The organism is Gardnerella sp. c11Ua_71, from assembly GCF_055818025.1.
Genome location: NZ_JARFVR010000004.1, coordinates 1 through 20211, shown reverse-complemented (window position 1 = coordinate 20211; position 20211 = coordinate 1). Strand labels below are relative to the sequence as shown.

Here is a 20211-nt window from a genome sequence, read left to right as displayed (position 1 = left end):
ATGGTTGTACTATTCCTCTTCAGACTTAACTGCACTCATCTCTATAGTTTCAGTATTGTCTGCGATTTGTGAATCATCGTCTGAATCGTCTGAATCTTCGCCCGAATCATCTGAATCATCTGAATCATCTGAATCATCTTCCAAATCATCAGCTGGAGCAAATTGCGCATCATCTTCACTAATGCCAACTTCGTCCATAATCGCGTCATTAAGATGTTCCAAATCGTAGTCAATCACAACATCTTCTGGATTTTCTTCGTCTTCAATATCTGCGTATTCCTCTTCTAAGCGATCAAGCAAAGAGTCAAGCTCAATAGCCTCATCACTTCGCCCAGCCTCCTCTAGGAAGTACTGTTCCGCCTGAACTGCACGCATTCTATACTCGCCAGGCAAACCCTTAGACCTACCCATTGCGTGAACAAGCTCAATAGCCTTATCTGAATGGTTTGTATCTGCCAAAACACCTGCGTACACAAGGAACATTTCTGCCTTGACTTCGCCAGTAACCCTTCTAGCTTCATCCGACATGCAGATTTCCAAAGCCTTATCAAGGTTGCCCATACCGCGCTCACAATCGGCAATAAATGGAAGATAATCCATGTAGCCATTCATTCGCATAGCTGTTCTAAACTCGCGCGCAGCAAGCTTGTAATCACCCTGACGGTATGCAATAAATCCTAATGTTTCGCGCGAAAAATCAATACGCGATGCCTGCTTTGCAGCCCACTTTGCATGTTCCAATGCAAGCTCTGGATCTTCTTCTTGCAAAGCATAAGCTGCGAGAATATGCAAACCAATATTTTCAGAATGTTCCTTAGAAAGACCGCGCAAACGCTCACGAGATTCTTTAGAAAGCATGGAATACTCTAAGCCCTTAGGCATCTTAGGTTCGCCTGGACGCCTATCAGTATAAGGGTTTTGAGATGGGTAAGAAACAGTTCCATCCGAGTTTCTACGAGGGCCATTTTCAAATCGGAAAGACGACTTTGAATCGCGCTTTCTAGAATCATTCTTCTTAAAATCACCCTTGCGGAAGCCACCGCGATTATCTTCAAAGCGGCGATCATTGCGCTCGCCACGATTATCACGATCAAACTTCTTGTACCTTGGATTGCCATTTTCTTCCGACTTGGAATCAAAACCACGATTTCTGCGAGCTTCGTGATTATCTTTTCTATCGAATCTGCGATCATTGCGGTTATCACGATTATCACGGTTGAACCTATGATCATTATCACGATGGTTAAACCTACGATCGTTATCCTTCTTAAAACCGCTCTTATTGAATCCACCTTTGTGGAATCCATTGCGTCTTAAACCTTCTGAACTACCAGAATCACGCTCAAAATCGTCACGACGACCGTTCTTATGATCATCATATCTGCGATCATTGTGCTCAAATCTACGTTCGCCATCACGGTGATTAAACTTTCTGCCACCATCTTTGTGGAATCCACCCTTATGGAATCCGCCACGATGCTCGCCGTTTCCACCATTTTTACCGCCATTTTGACGGCTAAAATGGCCACGATTACCAAACGACTTACCACTACGCGATCCGCGTTCTTCGCCCATTATTGGCATACCTTTCAAATTCTAAAAATATAAAATTATACTAAAAATCTAATATTAAAAACAAATCAAACACGCTTAAAAAACTAAGCACGCTCAACAGCGCCAATAGCCTTCTTGCCCCTACGAATCAAAGCAAAACGACCATGTAAGAATGAATTATCATTCAAAATGTCATCGACACTGTCTACTCGATTATTGTTAACGTACAAACCACCGGCTTCAATAGCACGACGAGCTTCAGAAATTGTGCGGAACAATCCAGCAGCAACAGCAGCTTCAACAACGCGATCACCACTATTTGCTTTAGCAAATTCTAAACTACCATCCTGCGCCTTAACCTTAACACCATCCAAGGCAGCTTCAAGAGTTTGCTCATCAATAGCGTCTAAATCACCCTTACCAAACAATGCCGAAGAAGCAGCAATAGCCTGATTCGTAACATCTTCACCATGAACAAAGCTCGTAACTTCCCAAGCGAGAACACGCTGAGCTTCACGACTTCCTGGGTCTTCTTGAATTTGCTTGTTCAAACGCTCAATCTCACTCTTAGGCAAGAACGTAAAAGCTTTAAGAAGCTTAACAACTTCATCGTCTGGCTGATTAAACCAGAATTGATAGAAGCGATAAGGGCTAAGCATTGTAGGATCAAGCCACATTGCGTTACCCTCCGATTTGCCAAACTTACGACCTTGATTATCCGTAATAATCGGGCTTGTAAACACGTGCACAGAAGCTCCGCGAACCTTACGAATCAAGTCCATGCCAGAAGTCAAATTACCCCACTGATCCGAACCGCCAAGTTGCAAAGTCACGTTGTAATTATCAAACAAGTACAAGAAGTCGTTTCCTTGCAAAACCTGATAGCTGAACTCAGCAAAAGAAATGCCTTCGTCGGAGTTTAAGCGGCGAGCCACAATATCCTTAGAAAGCATTGTGCCAACACGGAAGTTCTTACCAACATCACGCAAAAAGTCAATAGCAGACATCTTAGAAACCCAGTCGTAATTGCTAACAAAACGAACAGGATTCTCTCCATCAAGAGGCAAAATTCTGCCAATCTGCTTGCGTAAGCGCTCTGCCCAACCAGCCACAATATCTTTAGAATTAAGCGTGCGTTCGCCACTTTGACGAGGATCACCAATCAAACCAGTAGCACCACCAACTAACGCAATAGGATGATGACCTGCAGCTTGCAAATGACGCATATTAATAAGCTGAACAAGATTACCAATATGCAATGAAGCAGCAGTAGGATCGTAACCGCAATAATACGTTAATGGTTCTCCGTCAAGCGCTTGAGCAAGCTGCTGCTCATCAGTAGATTGTGAAATTAATCCACGCCACTTTAGCTCTTCAAACAAGGAAGCAAATCCAGCTTCCTTGTAATTCCTGACCTGAGCCATTCGTATCTCCTTATTATTGCCAAAACTTACCTAGGCATCGGGCGCTAAAAGCGCAATCCAAGCCTTTCAATTTTGGCAGCACAGGGCGACACTCTTATAAGCAGTTCCATCACTTACAGATTCAGAAAATTTCTTATACTCATCAATCGCAAGCTGAGCTTGAGTAATTTGTTCTTTTACGCGAACAAAAGCCGTTCCACCTTTTCCACATCTAGAAGCTACTGATCCATCACTAGAAAGAACAAGTTTAAGATTCTCAATATCGGCTCGATCTACAAAATCATTCAGAATATTAGCAAAATCATCATCACTTAAAACGTCTAAATCCCCACCAAGTTCTTCAGCACGTTTTACGCATAATCCTGATAACTTATGCGCATTTCTAAATGGAACACCTTGTTTTACAAGCCATTCTGCAATATCTGTAGCTAAGGCAAAACCAGTAGCAGACTGTTCACGCAACCTAGCAATATTAAATCGCATTGTTCTAACCATCCCTGCGAATGCTGGAAGCAGAACTTCTAGAGTGTCAATTTGGTCAAAAACTGCCTCTTTATCTTCTTGCAAATCTCTTGCATAAGCAGTAGGAAGACCTTTAAGAGTGGCCATTAATCCAGTTAAATCTCCGATTAATCGTCCTGCTTTTCCTCTAGCAAGCTCCGCAATATCTGGATTCTTCTTTTGAGGCATAATAGAAGATCCAGTAGAATAAGCATCGTCTAAAGTTACGAACGCAAATTCTTGAGTATTCCATATAATAATCTCTTCGCTTAAGCGAGAAATATCAACGCCAATCATGGCTGCAATAAATGAAAACTCCGCAACAATATCTCTACTTGCTGTAGCATCAATAGAATTCGCGCAAACAGCAGAAAAACCAAGTTCTTTAGAAACTTCTTCGGGATCTAGTCCAAGAGTGTTGCCAGCCAATGCCCCTGCCCCATACGGGCTTTCGTTTGCGCGCGAATCCCAGTCCGCAAGGCGATTTACATCTCGCAAAAGCGGCCAAACATGAGCCATTAGCTGGTGTGCAAGCAAAATAGGTTGAGCATGCTGCATGTGAGTACGACCAGGCATTACAGAATCTTTTGCAGCTAAAGATTGAGCAACTAAAGCATTACAAACATCTAACACGAGAGTAGCCAAAACGCGCGAGTGTCTGCGCAAAAACATGCGTATTAAAGCTGCGATTTGGTCGTTTCTAGAGCGTCCAGCTCTAAGTTTTCCGCCAAGTTCGCTTCCTGCAATATCAAGCAAACCGCGCTCTAATGCAGTTGCCTCATCCTCGTCTTCTTCAATTGGCGTAAAAGTGCCATTATCCACGCGATTTTGCAACTCGTCTAGAGCTTTTTGAAGATCCTCGTATTCTTGATTTGTTAATAAACCTGCACGATGCAACGCATGCGCATGAGCGCGAGATCCTGCAATATCATCATCCGCTAATCGCCAATCAAATTGAGTTGATTTGCTAAGCTTTGCAAGCTCTGCGGAAGGTCCTGAGCTAAAACGTCCGCCCCACAAGGCTATTGGATGGTTTGCGTTGACATTTGCATCGGCATTTGCATCGTGCATAGTTATATTCTTCTTTCTGCTTTCCTCTTGTTAGTTGTTCTTTGCAACGCGCATATCTCGAGCCGCTGCAACCTTGCTAGACAATCCGTAGATTTCAATAAATCCGTTGGAAGCGCGCTGGTCGAAAGTATCGGAAGAATCGTAAGTAGCCAAGTTAAAGTCATACAAAGACTCATCCGACTTTCTGCCTGTTACAACAGCCTTTCCAGCGTATAAAGTCATGCGAATATCGCCAGAAACATGCTCTTGCGTTTCGTTTATGAACGCGTTCAAAGAACGCACAACTGGCGAGAACCACTGGCCGTCATACACAAATTCCGCCCACTTTTTATCAAGAGCACGCTTAAGCCTATGCTGTTCGCGCTCCAAGCAGCAATTCTCAAGCTCTTGATGAGCCGTAATCAAAGCTTGCGCGCCTGGAACTTCGTACAATTCGCGAGACTTAATGCCAACTAGACGATCTTCAATAATGTCGATTCTACCGATTCCTTGTGCCCCAGCTCTTTTGTTCATTTCTTCGATTGCTTGCAATGGAGTTACGCTATGACCGTCAATTGCAACTGGAATACCTTTTTCAAACGTGATTGTAACTTCGTCTGGAGTTGTAGCTTCCAAAGGATTCTTTGTGTAAGAGTAGCATTCTTCGGTTGGAGCATTCCACGGATCTTCCAAAAAGCCTGTTTCAATAGCCCTTCCCCAAACATTTTGGTCTATAGAATATGGGCTTTTCTTGCTTTGAGTAATCGGAAGCTTGTGCTCGTTTGCAAAAGCGATTTCCACATCGCGAGTAAGCGACAAATCGCGAATTGGGCTAATTGCCTTTAAATCTGGATCCAAAGACTGGATTGCAACTTCAAAACGAACCTGATCGTTTCCTTTGCCAGTGCAACCGTGTGCGATTGTATCAGCATCAAATTCGTGCGCTGCGTGAACTAAGTGACGAGTGATAAGCGGCCTAGAAAGCGCGGAAACTAAAGGATACACGTCTTCGTACATTGCATTTGCTTTTAATGCGAGCATGCAATAGTTATCCGCAAATTCTTCACGAGCATCAACTACATACGATTCAACAGCACCACAAGCCAAAGCGCGATTTTTAATGACTTCGAGCGCTTCTCCACCTTGACCAACGTTTAGTGACACAGCTACAACGTCTTGACCTGTTTGCTCTTTAAGGTACGGAATAGCTACAGATGTATCGAGGCCACCCGAATACGCCAATACAATACGTTTCTTACTAGTCATAGTGACCTCCCAAGGTCATATATTGAATAAATAAACGATATATAGTATATTATACAACCATAGATAAAATCTCAACACGCTTAGAAATACAACGTTTTTATTACATTCCGAAAAATAATATTTAAAAAAATAAGACAATAAAAATAATACTTATGCAATTGATTACACTATAACAAAGTGCAAAACCACAACACTGTGGTCTTTGCAGCAAGTATTATAAATTCAACATCCATCGATGCATATTAGACACAAATATAACTATAAAATGAATAAACTAATACAAAATCACCTAGATGCAACTGAAAGCATCCAATTAGCTCTATCTTCTGCTTCTTCGTTAGAAACACAAACCATAAGCACTGTATCATCGCCAGCAACCGAACCTAAAATACCTTTTAAAGGCTGCCTATCAATAACACTTGCAACATATTGAGCAGCGCCCGAAGGAGTGTGAATCACAACAATATTATTAGCAAATCCAACTTCTGTAATAAGACCAGAAAGAGTCCTAGCAACCTGTTGATCAATCCTAACGGTATCCATTGCGTGACGATTACCAGTTCCATCTCCTAGAACATAAGCAATTCTGCCGTCTGTAAGACGAATTTTAACCGCATTTATTTCATCCAAATCTCTACTCAAAGTTGCTTGAGTAACCTCAAAACCATGACGAGCCAAAACTTTAGCAAGCTGAGACTGTGAAGTAATAACCTCACTTAAAAGCGCCTGTTCAATCGCATTTAAACGTGCAGCTTTAGTCGTAGGACGCTGCTTTCCAGCGGATTCAATAGAACCAAAATCGTCATTAACATCAAAAGCATCGTCAAAATTATTATCTTCATTCACATAACTATGATTAAGCGCATCATCGCCACTAAAATTATTTGACTTCCTATTAGACTCAACCATAATTGGCAATACCTTTCTAAAGAGCACTCCAATCTAATATACATGAATACATAAATATATTCATGAATATATACATTTTAACAAAGCCATAAATACTATTTTATTTACTAAAAAATACGGCTGAACAACCAGATAATACTAATCATTCAGCCGTATTAATTTAAAAAACGCGACTCTGTAACTTATACTCGAACTTATACTCGCAATGTTGCATGCAATTTTTGAGCAGACTTTGTAATAGCCTCTCGAACCGCTTCCATATCATCGCTAGAAAGCGTTCTATCAGCAGCCCTAAATGTTACAGAATAAGCAAGAGATCTTAGCCCTTCTCCAAGTTGTTCGCCTTCATAAACATCGAACAACTCTACAGACTCAAGCAAATCACCAGAAGCTTTAACAATAGCTTCCTTTAAATCGTGAGCAGTCAAAGAAGAAGGAGCAACAAACGCGAAGTCCTGCTTAACAGGAGGGAATGTAGAAACAGGTTTTGCCTGAACAGGCTTAACTTGCATAGCATCAAACAATGCGCTCAAATCAAGCTCGAATGCTGCAGAGTGCTTTGGCAAACCCAAATTCTCATCAACCTGAGGATGAAGCTCTCCAACAATACCAATTTCAACATCGTCGGCACCATCAACAGGAATATACACCTTCGCGGTACGACCTGGATGCCAAGAAGCAGGAACATCATCAGAATTAATCTGACGAACGTCAAAAGCAACGCCGATTCGCTTTCCTAAACGATTAACAGCTTCTACAGCATCACTCCAATCAACTTCTCTATGAGTTCCAAGCCAACCTGTTTCTTCAGCATTACCAGTTAAAAGAGCTGCAACATGCAAAGGCTGCTCAGGCAAACCTGCATCCAACGCAGCAAGCTGAGCATCCGTAGGACGAACCGAACCAGGCAAAGCAGGAATAGCTGGAGCATTAGGATCCGCAAAATACACGTGACCAAGCTCATAAAGAGAAACATCACTTAAGCCACGACGAATATTTCTGCGAACCGTTCCAGCTAAAGTGGTAAGAACATTCCTTCGAAGCCAAGGACGATCGCCAGCCAAAGGATTTGCGATTTTTACGCTGACTTTAGCAACAGAATCAACGTCTTCACGGAAAGCTTTAAAATCTTCCTGACCAACAAACGGGTAGCTCAAAGATTCAATCAAGCCCATTTCAGCAAGTTCATATGCAATAGCTCTACGAGTTGCTTGATCTTGCGTTAAACCAGTTTTGCCAGTAACAGGAACAGCTGGAACCTTAACAGGAATCTCATCGTAGCCAACCAAGCGCGCGATTTCTTCGACCAAATCGCATGGCTCATTTAAGTCTGGGCGCCAAGTTGGAGGCAAAACAGAGAAGGATCCGTTTCCGCCGCCAGCAACAGAGCAACCAATATCCGTAAGAATATCGCTAATACGATTCAAATCAATGCTTAAGCCAGAAACACGCTCTACTTCGCTAGCTTTGAAAACAATAACACTTCTATCAACAGTATTGTTTACGTCTGTAGGCGTATTAGAAGGCTCTCCAGAACCAAAATCGCTGAGCATTGTAACAGCCATTTGCGCAGCTGCTGGCTGCAAAGCAGTATCAACGCCACGCTCAAACCTGCGAGATGCCTCAGTTGGAAGCTTATGTCTACGAGCTGTACGTGCAATAGAAACGGGGTCAAAGTGTGCAGCTTCAACAAGAATATTCTTCGTTTCGCTCGTTACTTCTCCATACATTCCGCCCATTACGCCAGCAAGTCCAAGAACACGCGAACCGTGATTTCCCTTTGGAGAATCGCAAATAAGCAAGTCCTCAACGTTAAGCTCTCTGTCTTTGCCATCTAAAGTTGTTAAACGCTCTCCAGCTTTAGCGCGGCGAACAACAATAGGACCTTCAATCTTATCTAAATCATAAGCGTGAAGAGGCTGACCTAAGTCGAGCATTACGTAATTTGTAACGTCTACTGCAAGAGATATACCACGCATTCCAGCACGAGTTAAACGCCTACGCATCCAATTAGGGCTAGAAGAATCTGGATTAAAGTTTCTAACAACGCGAGCGTAGTAACGGTCGCATCCAACAACACCATGAATAGGATTATTATCTTCAATACTAACTTCTATATCTTTAGAAGCTCCATCAGACATAGAAACTACTTGATCAGCTTTATTATTAAGTTCAATTACTGGATCAGTGTAAGTTGCACCAGTTGAATGGTGATATTCGCGCGCAACACCCCTATAAGAAAACGCGTATCCACGATCAGGAGTGATGTTAATTTCCAGCAAAGGCTTGTTTAAGTGAAGAAGCGACATTGCGTCGTCTCCAGGTTTCAAAGCATCATATTCAGCTTTAGAGAAACCGTATTCGCGAAGCAAAATAATGCCATCGTGACTATCTCCCAAACCAAGCTCGCGCTCGGATGCGCACATTCCATTAGAAATGTGGCCGTAAGTTTTGCGAGGCTCAATCTTAAAATCGCCAGGCAAAACTGCCCCAGGAAGAGTTACAACAACTTTTTCTCCAGCAGCCATGTTTGGAGCACCGCAAATAATTCCACGAGGAACCTTATTACCATTTTCGTCTACCTCGTTGTATTTATCTCCAACATCAACATGGCACCAATTAATAATTTTGCCATTTTTTTGCGGCTCAGGAGTAGCATCAACGACGTATCCTACAACAATAGGACCTGTAACTTGAGAGTCGTGAATCTCTTCTTCTTCTAAGCCAACTCGCACCAAATCTTTAGCAAGCTGCTCGTAAGTCAAACCTTCTGGCACTTCAACATGATCTTTAAGCCAGTCAATATCTACCATTGGCATGAGTACTACTCTCCCATCACAAACTGTTCACTGAAGCGCTTATCGCCTTCAACCAAATCGTGCATATCGTTAATATCGTGACGAAGCAGCAAAGTGCGCTCCAAGCCAACACCGAAAGCAAATCCCGTATAAACATCTGGGTCTAAGCCTGCAGACTTAAGAACATTCGGATTCACCATTCCGCATCCGCCCCATTCAATCCAACCTGGGCCACCCTTCTTATCTGGGAACCAAAGATCCAACTCCGCACTAGGCTCCGTGAACGGGAAGTAGCTTGGGCGCAAACGGCTTTTTGCATCTGGACCAAACATTGCAACAGCAAGGCGATCAAGAACACCCTTTAAATCAGCCATGCTCAAATGTTTATCTACTGCCAAAGCTTCGCACTGGTGGAAGACTGGAGTATGCGTTGCATCAAGCTCATCCGTGCGGAATACTCGGCCTGGGGACGCAATATACAGAGGTACTCCTCGCTCAATTAACGCACGAACCTGATCGGAAGAAGTTTGCGTACGCAAAACCATGTTAGATCCAACAAATCCTGCAGCATCCTTTGCCTGATTACCTTGCACATAAAAAGTATCTTGCATTTGACGAGCAGGATGATCTGGACCAAAATTCAACGCGTCAAAATCGAACCACTCTGTTTCTACCTCTGGTCCTGCAGAAATCTGCCAACCCATAGACACAAAGAAGTCTTCAAAGTCTTCAATAATACGCGCAATCGGATGGCGAGCGCCAAGCGGCTTACGATTTATTGGCAAGGTCATATCGACTGTTTCTTTTTGAAGCATATTAGCTTCTTCAATAGCCTTAATACGCTCTTGGGCTGCTGCAAATTCACGACCAAAATCAGCGCGTAAAGCCGACATTATCTTGCCAGCTTCTTTCTTTTCTTCTACTTGAAGACTTCCAATAGACTTGCTGGCAAGGGTCATTGCAGACTGAGCTCCTGCATACTTAGTTTTTGCCGCTTTCAACTCTTCCATTGTTTTAGCGGCTTGAACACAAGCTATACCCTCTTTTACTACCTTTGTAATTGCCTTCGCGTCGAACGGCTTACTACTTGCCACAGCACCCTTCCTATCCGTGTTATGTGTACTTTTGTGAAGCATTCAAAAAACGTCTCAAATCTACATTTTTCGCTCATGACTAGACATAGCCAAGCCCATTAGCATTACTGCAGCGCTGGTTGCCAAGTTCATTGATTCTGCTTTTCCGTAAATAGGTATTACCGATATTTCGTCTACTCTATTTAATATTTCTTCTGGCAATCCTCTGGCTTCGTTTCCAAATAATATTGCATTAGATCCTTCGTTATATCCTTTATTTAAATCATCACTTAGTGGTTTTAGAAGATTTGCAAAAGACTTTGGTTTTTTATTTTCCGTTCCATAAATATCAGCTGCAATAACCCTTATTTTTAATGACTTTGTCCAATCAAACCAATCATCCTCACTCATTGTCACTACTGGCAAATGGAATAATGAGCCTGCAGTAGAACGAACAAGCTTTGAATTAAAACGATTCACGCAATCGTCAACAAAAACAACGGCACTACAACCAGCTACATCTGCAACGCGAATAATCGCACCAGCGTTGCCAGGGTCTCTTACCTGCCAGCAGGCTGCAATCAATATAGGATCATAAGCAAAACCAGACTTATATTTGCTTTCTACCCCAATACTATTAAATTCTTTTATAAATTCTTTATCTAAAATAGTAGAATCACAAACGGCAACAATCCCTTGACAATCCGTACTGATCTTATGCATAACTTCTGCTGTTGCAGGGTGCACATAGCACTGATTTTTTAAGGATTCGTCAACAATTTTGCTTATCGTTTCTAAAGATCCATTTTGCAAAATGCCATTTTTAAGATTTTTAAAAGAATTGACATCAATGTAGTCACTATTAACAGCATCTTGCAAAACGTAAATGTCTAAAATCGATTTATGCGCGTACCTTACCGCTTCCCTAACACTTTGCGGACCTTCTACTAAAAAGCGCCCATCCACTCGCGATTTTGCACGACTTATTGCACAAATACGCTTAACGCGATCGCTATGCGCGTTGTCTATTAACTCTTTTAACGGCATAATATCACTCTACTTTACATATAGTTACAACACGCGTAAATGTTGCAATACAAAACTACTCAACGAAACTACTCATGATGTTCCGACGAACTTTGAGTGGTATATCCTTCAGGTTCTAGTTGGAATGTGGTGTGCGAAACAGAAACTGGAAAATGCTCACGCAAACAATCTTGAAGCTGGCTTAAAATATCAGCACACTGATCCATTGTTAAATCGCGCTCTACAACAACATGTGCCATAAAAATAGGCATTCCTGTAGAAACAGTACTTGCATGCAAATCGTGAACAGCAAGAACATGAGGAACGTGTTCAAGATGATCGCGAACTTTTTCTATATCCAATCCTTCTGGCGTTTGCTCAAGCAAAACTTTTACAGCATTTTTAAGCAAATGTAACGCTCTAGGAATCATCAAAATTGCAATAATCCCGCCAGCTAAAGCATCAAATCCATTCCAACTAGTACTCATCATTACTACAGCAGACACTACAACAGCAACAGATCCCAAAGCATCGTTCATTACTTCTAAAAAGGCTGCTCGCATATTCATGTTGTCTTTAGATTGAGAAACAAGAATTACAAGAGAAGCAAGATTTGCAAGCAAACCAAGAATACCAAAGAAAAGAAGCTGATTTACATCATGTATTCCATTATGATTTACACCAAAAAGACGCATACAAGATTCCACAATCGCATAAATGCCAACAAAAAGTAGAACAAGAGCACCAGCAGCAGCAGTAATTACCTCTAGCCTAGCCCAACCCCAAGTGCGCTTTGCATTAGGTCTTTTGCGCATCAAAATCGCAGTAACCGTAGATGCAGCTAAAACAGAAATATCTGTTAACATATGTCCTGCGTCAATTAACAAAGAAAGTGAATTTGTTAAAACAGATCCAATTACTTCTGCCAAGAATACAATAGACGTTAAAGCCAAAGTGATAGTTAGCTTATGCTGATGCGCATGACTTGCTTTAATAGCATCTTGCAAAGAAGCGGCATTAGTTCCAGAAGTACTTAAATCATTCTTCTCTAAGATTTCACTGGAAGAGTTTGACAAATGATGATTATTCACACAAATCTCCTATGTTCATACAAATAAGTATCTCGATATCGTTTCTCAATATCATTCCCAATATGCCTTATACGCAATGAACCCCAGCCTAAGCTAGGGTTCACGCATAAACATCTAAAGATTAATTATCTAAAAACTTATTCTATTATTACTATTCGTCAATTAACGCGCCGAGATGATGGGAAGTTGATTCGGCAATCAAATCATCTTTAAAATCGCCATTATCAGCAGCATTAATTATCTTCATTGAGACATCAACCACATCTGGCTGCAAAGCATTAACCCAATGAATACGCGAATCTCTTCCAAACCAACCCATTTGTTTTCTAGCAAGACGTTTAGTTTTCTGAGCAATATCAGAAAAAGCATCATCTTCGCTGCATAAGCCATCTAAATAGTCCATTATTTGCTTGTATCCCAAAGCTCTACTCGCAGTAACACCAAGCCTTGAGCGAATCTCTTTAACTTCGTTTACAAAACCCTGCTCGCGCATCATTTTTGTGCGAAGCTCCACTCGCGCATCCAAATCTTCTCTGTTTAAGTCCAATCCTATTTGCACACAATCAATCAAATACTTGTATTTTGGCAGAGTAGCAGAATACGGCTTTCCTGTTAACTCAATAACTTCTAGAGCGCGAATTGTTCTGCGCGAATTTCTTGGATCCATATTTTTAGCCGCCACAGGGTCCAGTTTTTGTAACTCTTCAAAAAGAGCCATTGCTCCTTGCGACTTTTCACGATCTTCCAAAGCTTTGCGAATATTAGGATCTGTACCTGGAAAAGTTATATCATCTACAGCCGCACGTGCATATAGACCAGAGCCTCCAACAAGAATTGGGCGAATACCTTTTTCTTGCAAATCGCGTATGCATTGCCTAGCAAGCGTTTGAAATTTTGCAACGCTCATGGATTCTTCTGGATCAATAATATCTATTAAATGATGCTTAATCTCGCTTTGCTCTTCTTTAGTGGCTTTTGCTGTACCAATATCCATATAACGGTACATTTGATATGCGTCTGCGTTTATAATCTCCGCTTTTACACCACGTTCAGCAAATTTCTTTGCAATTGCAATACCAAGACTCGTTTTGCCAGATGCTGTTGGACCTACAATCGAAATCACTTTCGGCGGTTTGCACACAATGCGCTCCTAATAATCATATTAAACGAACTAAAATCAACCTTAAAGAAGAATCTTTTCTACAAATTTACACAATCAAACATACATAAAAGTCAATAAAAGTAGTAGGAGATTTTGCTTCGACACCAAAGCAGTAGTTGATTACCACACTGTATTACAATCCCCATTGAGGACGACACGCGCTATTGTTGATGTGTTTTATTTTATATGGTACCGTTTTCGCTAACTTAAAACCGAATGATTTTTATTGTTTACACGTGTTCGTGCATTTTACAACTAAAATTATTCGTTCAACGTGATTTATAAAAGGATTCTATTTGGTTTTACGTTAATCATTTTGTTGTCTTTTCTGCACCGATGGAGAATAGATATGATTACTATTTCTCATGTAGCATATGCGATTTTAAAACGTTATGGGAAAATGAATATTAATCGCTTACAATTACTTTCTTACTATTGCCAAGCTTATAACCTAGCATCCACTAATTCTCCTTTGTTCTATAACAATTTTCAGGCTTGGCGCAACGGTCCAGTATGCCTAGATTTATTTAAGATGCACAGAATTAATGATGTTTTTATAGAATGTAAAGATATTGTTCTAGGACCTTATGAACTTAAAAATCATCTTACTTATTCTAATTTACTCACTATCTATAACGTTTGCGACGCTTTAATTGATTTTAGTATTGAAGAACTAGAAAATCGCGCCCGCAGTGAGATGCCATGGATTGATGCACGCAGAGGGATATTACCAAATAAGGCTAATGAAGTAGAAATATCTAAGAAAATTATTCATGATTATTACGTAAAACATCCAGTAATTAATACGAATTCACGAACAACACGAAGCAAAGAATTTAGAAAAGATGATGAAGAACTACAAAAAGACATACAAGATATAATTTCTGAACAAATTGAAAAATTTAATCAATATAATCAAGATGAAAAAGTTAGAAGAATAAGACGGGCTGAAAAAATTTTAAGAGAAAAATTAAGCATATTGAATGGGCTTAAAAATAATAAAATTTATTTTGATGAAAACATTGTTCGTATTACAGCACGACATTTTGTTGACTACATAAACAATGATATTAATGATAAAAATAAAAATAAATAAGTGGTATAGGTCAAAACATACGGCGCAAATAAGTATGCATAGGAAAATCAAAAAGCTCTAGATCTTATACCTAGAGCTTTTGCTCTGATTATTTCCGTCTGTTGTATGTGCTATATCACATATCGTACATACTTGTGTGCAAGCGGTAAACAACGCCCACTGTTCTATGCTAAAAGCATTGGAAACGTTGGGATTTGCTACAAAAAACGCCACTGTTTGAGCAGTGGCGTTATTGCGTTTGTGGAGCCGCGGGGAATTCGCATTTAATAGCCCCTAATGCCTTATTTCTCTAAGAATCTCATAGCGTAACGTTTTAGTGTCAATGCACTCAATATCGCCTTATCTTGTGTTTTTGTGGTAATATTAACAAGATATTCTGTAAAATATATTTTACTCTTGTATGTGTAATAAGTTTGTTGAAAGGAGATTAAATATGAAAGCTTTAGATATAGCATCAATTTTTATTGATCGATATGGAAAAACGCTAGCATTAACCAATCTCACTTTGAATAAACTAGTATATTTTGCGCAGGTGGAATCGTTGCGTAATAATCCTGAGTGTCCGCTGTTTACGGATGAGATTCAAGCTTGGGAATATGGTCCTGTAGAGCCTAGTGTTTATAACGAGTTTAAGCAGTTTGGGCGAAATCGTATTTTTAATGCGCCTAATCACGAAACTAGCCAGTATGCTGATTACATTGTAGATACTGTTGTTGAAAAATATGCTTGGATGAATGCGTTTGATTTAGTAAATTATGCTCATCGTGATGGCGGTGCATGGCACAATGTGTATGATGCGTCGCGCAATAAGCCGATTCTTGTACAGAATATTCTGCAATCGTCAGATGTTACTTCGTATCCTGCTAAGAAAAATACGTTTATTAGTGCTGTAGATGCTGTAAAAAAACAGTATCCTAATACTTTGCGTATTCTTGGTGACGCATGAGCCAGTATGATGCTCTTGTTTGGAATGAGGAACAGATTATTGCCTTCGCAGGAATAGTTTGTTCTATTCAACGAGAAATTGTTGATACAAGCCAAGGACTTGCTACTGTTAAGCAAGAAGTTCAGGGCAGTGTTGAAAATGTTTTGTATTATTCATTTGCGATTATTTTTGATAGCTCTCCAGCCGATCGAAATAATTATACGGATATTTTTGACCAAATCGCTGATTTTGCTACACATCTTGCCAAAGACCATATTTTCCCTGATGCAAATAAGCGTACGACAGTATTAACGTGTGTAGCTTTACTTCGCAATAATGGGATTATTCTTGATATCGAAGATAGTGTAAATCCTTTTGACAATGATTTATATAAGTGGATTCAGAATATTGTTGAAGGTAAGATTGCGCGTGCGAGTTTAGCCGAACAGTTACGCTCGCACGCACATTTATTATCGAATGAAGTTAATTATTAGATAGAATTTCGAACAGTCGAGGTATCCGCGGGTGAATTTGCATTTAATAGCCCTTAATGCTTTATTTTTCTAAGAATCTCATGGTATAACGTTTTAGCATCAATGCGCTCAATATCGTCTTATCTTGTGCTTTTATAGCAAATATTAGTGGTGTTATTGAGTTTGTTTTCGCGTTTGAATTCTATCAAGTATTGCAGAAAATTTCTTACTATTTTTTCTAGCTTACTTTACTTTATATAATAGCTGTGCTATTATATAAAGTATCAAACAAGAAAGGAGGTGACATGCATGTAGTGGAAATACTTGTTGCGATTGCAAGTCTACTGGTTGGCATTGCAAAGATTATAGAAGCAATAGCAAAACTCATCAAAGAGTTGAAACGCAATAAGTAAATAAAGAGTCCCGAACAGTCGAAGTGTCCGGGACTCACTATCCACTATACTGCAGGCTCATTATGAAATTAGATGCAATAGTATCGGCTATATTCTCACTTGTTATTATCGCTGGAATATGGTGTCATTTTTCACCTTGGCTTATAACCGGCTGTGCTGTAATCAGTGCCGTATGCGCGTTAGACGCTGGAAGAAAGCGTAAAAAGTAGCATGAGTGAGCGTTATTTGAGTTATACGGAAGTTGCCGAGCTTATTGGTGTAAAAACTGGTGCGCTTGGCAACTATAACCTTCCAGATCCAGACGCGTTTATTGGTCGCACTCGTGGTTGGAAACGTGAAAGTATTGAAACTTGGAATGCTAGCCGTCCAGGTCATGGTGGACGCCCTGCTAATGCGGAGTAGTTAAGAGTAGAATTGTATCCGATGGGAGACGAGCTTATACTTAATCATTTCTTCACAACTCGAGTTTTAGCATCTAAGAATCAATGCTATGAGACGGTTGCGAATCACTTTGTACAAGACGCTAAAGGAAAAACTAATAGCGAGATAATAAGCGAGATTTACGAACTTATGGCAAATACACATAGGTGTGAGTATGTTTATCAGAATACTCTGTTAAATATGCTCTTGCTTAGCAACAGTGAGGCTACACAGCAAACTGCATTAACACAGTTGCCTATCAGCAAATCAAGAGCCGACTTTATCATCATCAACGATAGTGCCACTGTGTATGAGATAAAAACCGAACTAGACACTTTTGAGCGCTTGAAAACACAGCTTAGCAATTACTTTAAAGCTTTCAACCGCGTGTGCGTAGTAACATCTGAAAACAAGTATCAAAACGCCGTAAAAGCTCTTGCTAATACTCCTGTAGGAATTTATGTACTTGACGGTCAAAACCATATAAGCGAAAAGATGCACAAAGAACCTGTCGAAGATAATTCAAAACTTGAGCATGTTGCGCTTTTTAAGCTACTGCGTAAAACAGAGTATGAAAACATATTAAAACAGTACTTTAATGCACTGCCAGCCGCTAAGCCAGTTTTTTACTATAACGCTTGTTTGGATCTGTTTCGCCAAATTCCTATTCTCAATGCTCACACAATGGTTATGAGCGAGCTTAGAAAACGAAACATCATTAAAAACATAGACACGTTTAATCGCGTGCCTTATGCGCTAAAGTCTCTTGCATACTTTTCTTATAACACAAAGAAAAACCTTAACGGCTTGCTTAGGTTTTTGGAGGAAAAGTTCATATAAAAAATTACCCCCCGCATGAAGCGAGGGGTAATACTAATTTTCAACTTGTATTCTCAATCAGAGAAGACTTTAAGCATAGCGCGCGCTACTTGCTTTCGCTAGTCACGTCGTCCAGAATTTTGCCGCGTCTGTCCAGCTCAGTATCAGTCTCAACCGCCGCCGCGTGCTTACCATTATTAATAGCATCATCTGCCTGCCCGTCAATGTAAGTTTTCACACAATCAAGAACAGATAAGATAACTCTTACGATTCGCATATGCGCAATCTGCAAGTTGAATGCGGTGAGATTCTCGAAGAAGCTAACAGTGTCTGTAATAATAATGTATCCACACGCAATTGACACAAGCGGAATGTGAGTCCCGAGATTAACCTTGGCCTGCGCGTAGTCAAACAGGATACAAATAGCAACGACCAGTACGTACGCAAATTTATGGAACAGCCCATCGCGCATTTTGCTGCTAGCTACGCTGTGAGTGTAGAGTGCTTTCGCAAATCCGCTGATAAAATCGAACAGCACTACTCCGCCTGCAATCTCGAGGAAATATATTTCTATATCATTCATATTTTTTCTCCTTATTGTCTTTTTATTCTGATTGATTATCTTTTGTTATCCACGCGCCGCTAAGGTGTGTAGTGCAATCTCGAGCATCGCCGTCATAATAGATTGAGCCGTCTGGTTGTACTAGCAAGGCGGCGCGTCCTCCAGTGAGTGTGATCGCTGCAAGTGAGGTAGGTCTGAAGCCTTCTGGTATATACTCGTTTGCTTTTGCCCATTGCGCGTCTCCAGCGCTCATACCTCCGCAACCATTCACGGTCACGACGTTTCCAACTCGCACAACAGCCATTCTGATATCCTGGCTCACTGCCCATGGAATGTGTACGTAAACAGTGCTAACGTCTCCGTCGCGCGTGATTTCTGATACTGCTGGCACTTGTGCCACTTGCTGCTGCTCTTGCGTCTGCCTATCGCTTCTTGCGTACGATTGCCATGCCGTCGCATCACCGTAGAATTTGTTGAGGTCAAGATTGCCGCCGTATCCAGGCAATGCGCCACTACTCGAATATTGACGTATTGCGCAACTGTAAGCGTCTTCATTCCAAGGCGTATCCTGGTATCCTATGTGATCGTAGTTCTTGTATTGCGCTATCCACAATCCGCAATTTGTTGCTTTGCTAACGGCTGCGAGTCTCCCATAGTCTCGTTGGCTGCCATAAATAAGCGGATGTACACCAGTGAGATTGTAAACGGTTTGAGCGCACTGTTGCAAGTATGCTGTATCGCCATAAGCACTATTGTTGCCGCTTTCGAAATCTAGTGCGAGCACGGCGCGACCAACATAGTCTTTTACAGTATTCACAAAATATTCTGCCTCTGCCTGCCAGTTGCCGCCGCTAATATAGTGGTATATTCCCAGCAGCTTGCCGCTGTTTAGTGTCGCGTCGGCTTGCGTGCGAAAACACGGATTTATGTAGCCAGTGCCTTCCGTGGCTTTCACTATGACAAAGTCAGCTGGCACGGCTGCGATATTGATGCTTGACTGATAACTTGATATGTCAATGCCGTTTAATGCCATATTCTTCCTCCTTATATTAAAAAAGCCACGCTGTTTGCGTGGCTAAAAAGTGAACTTGTCAAAAATTCCGACATGTTCAAAATCTAATCGTGAGCTAATCGTGCGTATCATACTTTCCGAGTTTTGACCTTATTGGACTCTTACTGTACTTTTACTGAACTTTCTGAAATTAGTACCTTAATTAGTACCCAAAGTACCCAAAAACGCTATTGAAAGTACCTTTTTATTTTTTCCTATTTATCCTACGTTGTCCTAAAGTGTCTCATTTTTCGTTTTGAGCTGTTTATAATAAGCGTCCATGCTTTGAATAGTGTGCCAAGCGTTATAGTGCTTGAGTGTACCGCGCCAAGAATGATACATTGCACTGATTTGCTTCCAGCTGATTTCCCCACGGTCTGCGAGGCGTGCCAGTGCGCGCAAGTGCCGTCTCATGCGCTTAATCGTCTTCGGTATCGGACGCGTTATTATCCGTCCAGTTTGCGCGTAATACCATTTTTTCTTAAGCCACGTAAAGCCATGGTGTAGTGACGTAATATATGTTTTTATCGGATTAAGTGTTAAGCCTAGTTCTGTGCTCATTTTTTTAATCTGTTCGAGCGTTGAGCGTAGCTTAAGC

General features: G+C 40.9%; 18 protein-coding genes and 1 pseudogene. 6 read left to right on the top strand and 13 right to left on the bottom strand.

The features are described 5' to 3' along the window. Positions 1–9 precede the first annotated feature (9 nt). The 10 genes from P0106_RS03875 to miaA form a co-directional block, all read right to left on the bottom strand. Positions 10–1575 (bottom strand): tetratricopeptide repeat protein, encoded by a 1566-nt coding sequence (locus tag P0106_RS03875; protein WP_473730508.1) that lies wholly within the window; start codon positions 1573–1575, stop codon positions 10–12. An 83-nt stretch (positions 1576–1658) separates the two neighbouring features. Further along, complete coding sequence (tyrS, locus tag P0106_RS03870) at positions 1659–2978, bottom strand: tyrosine--tRNA ligase (protein ID WP_004115506.1); 1320 nt, start codon at positions 2976–2978, stop codon at positions 1659–1661. Between the two features lie 66 nt (positions 2979–3044). Beyond that, on the bottom strand, positions 3045–4550 hold the full coding sequence (argH, locus tag P0106_RS03865; protein WP_004121812.1) for an argininosuccinate lyase: 1506 nt from the start codon (positions 4548–4550) through the stop codon (positions 3045–3047). Positions 4551–4580: 30 nt separating this feature from the next. Next, positions 4581–5795, bottom strand: coding sequence for an argininosuccinate synthase (locus P0106_RS03860; protein WP_004115510.1), 1215 nt, complete (start codon positions 5793–5795; stop codon positions 4581–4583). 285 nt (positions 5796–6080) lie between these two features. Continuing rightward, positions 6081–6704, bottom strand: a complete 624-nt coding sequence (locus P0106_RS03855) for an arginine repressor (protein WP_004121816.1) — start codon at positions 6702–6704, stop codon at positions 6081–6083. 194 nt (positions 6705–6898) lie between these two features. Beyond that, positions 6899–9523 (bottom strand): phenylalanine--tRNA ligase subunit beta, encoded by a 2625-nt coding sequence (gene pheT, locus P0106_RS03850; protein ID WP_009994812.1) that lies wholly within the window; start codon positions 9521–9523, stop codon positions 6899–6901. A gap of 5 nt (positions 9524–9528) precedes the next feature. Next, entirely contained in the window at positions 9529–10638 is a 1110-nt protein-coding gene (gene pheS, locus P0106_RS03845) for a phenylalanine--tRNA ligase subunit alpha (RefSeq protein ID WP_004115516.1), read from the bottom strand. 18 nt (positions 10639–10656) lie between these two features. Next, entirely contained in the window at positions 10657–11622 is a 966-nt protein-coding gene (locus P0106_RS03840) for a TrmH family RNA methyltransferase (protein ID WP_004115517.1), read from the bottom strand. Between the two features lie 68 nt (positions 11623–11690). After that, on the bottom strand, positions 11691–12692 hold the full coding sequence (locus P0106_RS03835) for a cation diffusion facilitator family transporter (RefSeq protein ID WP_004115518.1): 1002 nt from the start codon (positions 12690–12692) through the stop codon (positions 11691–11693). Positions 12693–12843: 151 nt separating this feature from the next. Beyond that, entirely contained in the window at positions 12844–13833 is a 990-nt protein-coding gene (miaA, locus tag P0106_RS03830) for a tRNA (adenosine(37)-N6)-dimethylallyltransferase MiaA (protein WP_014554680.1), read from the bottom strand. Positions 13834–14203: 370 nt separating this feature from the next. On the opposite strand from miaA, the gene P0106_RS03825 reads away from it, so the two are divergent. The 6 genes from P0106_RS03825 (at position 14204) to P0106_RS03800 (ending at position 18021) form a co-directional block, all read left to right on the top strand. After that, positions 14204–14950, top strand: a complete 747-nt coding sequence (locus P0106_RS03825; protein ID WP_004112525.1) for a Panacea domain-containing protein — start codon at positions 14204–14206, stop codon at positions 14948–14950. Positions 14951–15383: 433 nt separating this feature from the next. Beyond that, positions 15384–15896 (top strand): Panacea domain-containing protein, encoded by a 513-nt coding sequence (locus P0106_RS03820; RefSeq protein WP_473730464.1) that lies wholly within the window; start codon positions 15384–15386, stop codon positions 15894–15896. After that, positions 15893–16369: a Fic family protein gene (locus tag P0106_RS03815; protein ID WP_473730463.1), complete on the top strand. Its 477-nt coding sequence runs from the start codon at positions 15893–15895 to the stop codon at positions 16367–16369. Before P0106_RS03820 ends, P0106_RS03815 begins: the two co-directional genes overlap by 4 nt. Before the next feature lie 454 nt (positions 16370–16823). Further along, positions 16824–16970 carry a hypothetical protein gene (locus P0106_RS03810; RefSeq protein ID WP_004574953.1) on the top strand — a complete coding sequence of 49 codons (147 nt, stop codon included), beginning with the start codon at positions 16824–16826 and terminating at the stop codon, positions 16968–16970. Position 16971: 1 nt separating this feature from the next. Beyond that, a complete protein-coding gene (locus P0106_RS03805; RefSeq protein ID WP_473730462.1) occupies positions 16972–17163 on the top strand; it encodes a helix-turn-helix transcriptional regulator in 192 nt (63 codons plus the stop codon). Between the two features lie 21 nt (positions 17164–17184). Next, positions 17185–18021, top strand: a complete 837-nt coding sequence (locus P0106_RS03800) for a sce7726 family protein (RefSeq protein ID WP_473730461.1) — start codon at positions 17185–17187, stop codon at positions 18019–18021. Between the two features lie 85 nt (positions 18022–18106). On the opposite strand, the gene P0106_RS03795 is transcribed toward P0106_RS03800, so the two are convergent. The 3 genes and pseudogenes from P0106_RS03795 to P0106_RS03785 all read right to left on the bottom strand — a co-directional run. Further along, entirely contained in the window at positions 18107–18583 is a 477-nt protein-coding gene (locus P0106_RS03795) for a phage holin family protein (RefSeq protein ID WP_472997723.1), read from the bottom strand. A gap of 22 nt (positions 18584–18605) precedes the next feature. Further along, positions 18606–19595 (bottom strand): GH25 family lysozyme, encoded by a 990-nt coding sequence (locus tag P0106_RS03790; protein WP_473730460.1) that lies wholly within the window; start codon positions 19593–19595, stop codon positions 18606–18608. Between the two features lie 252 nt (positions 19596–19847). Beyond that, positions 19848–20211: pseudogene (locus P0106_RS03785) on the bottom strand (RNA-directed DNA polymerase); the annotation flags it as partial.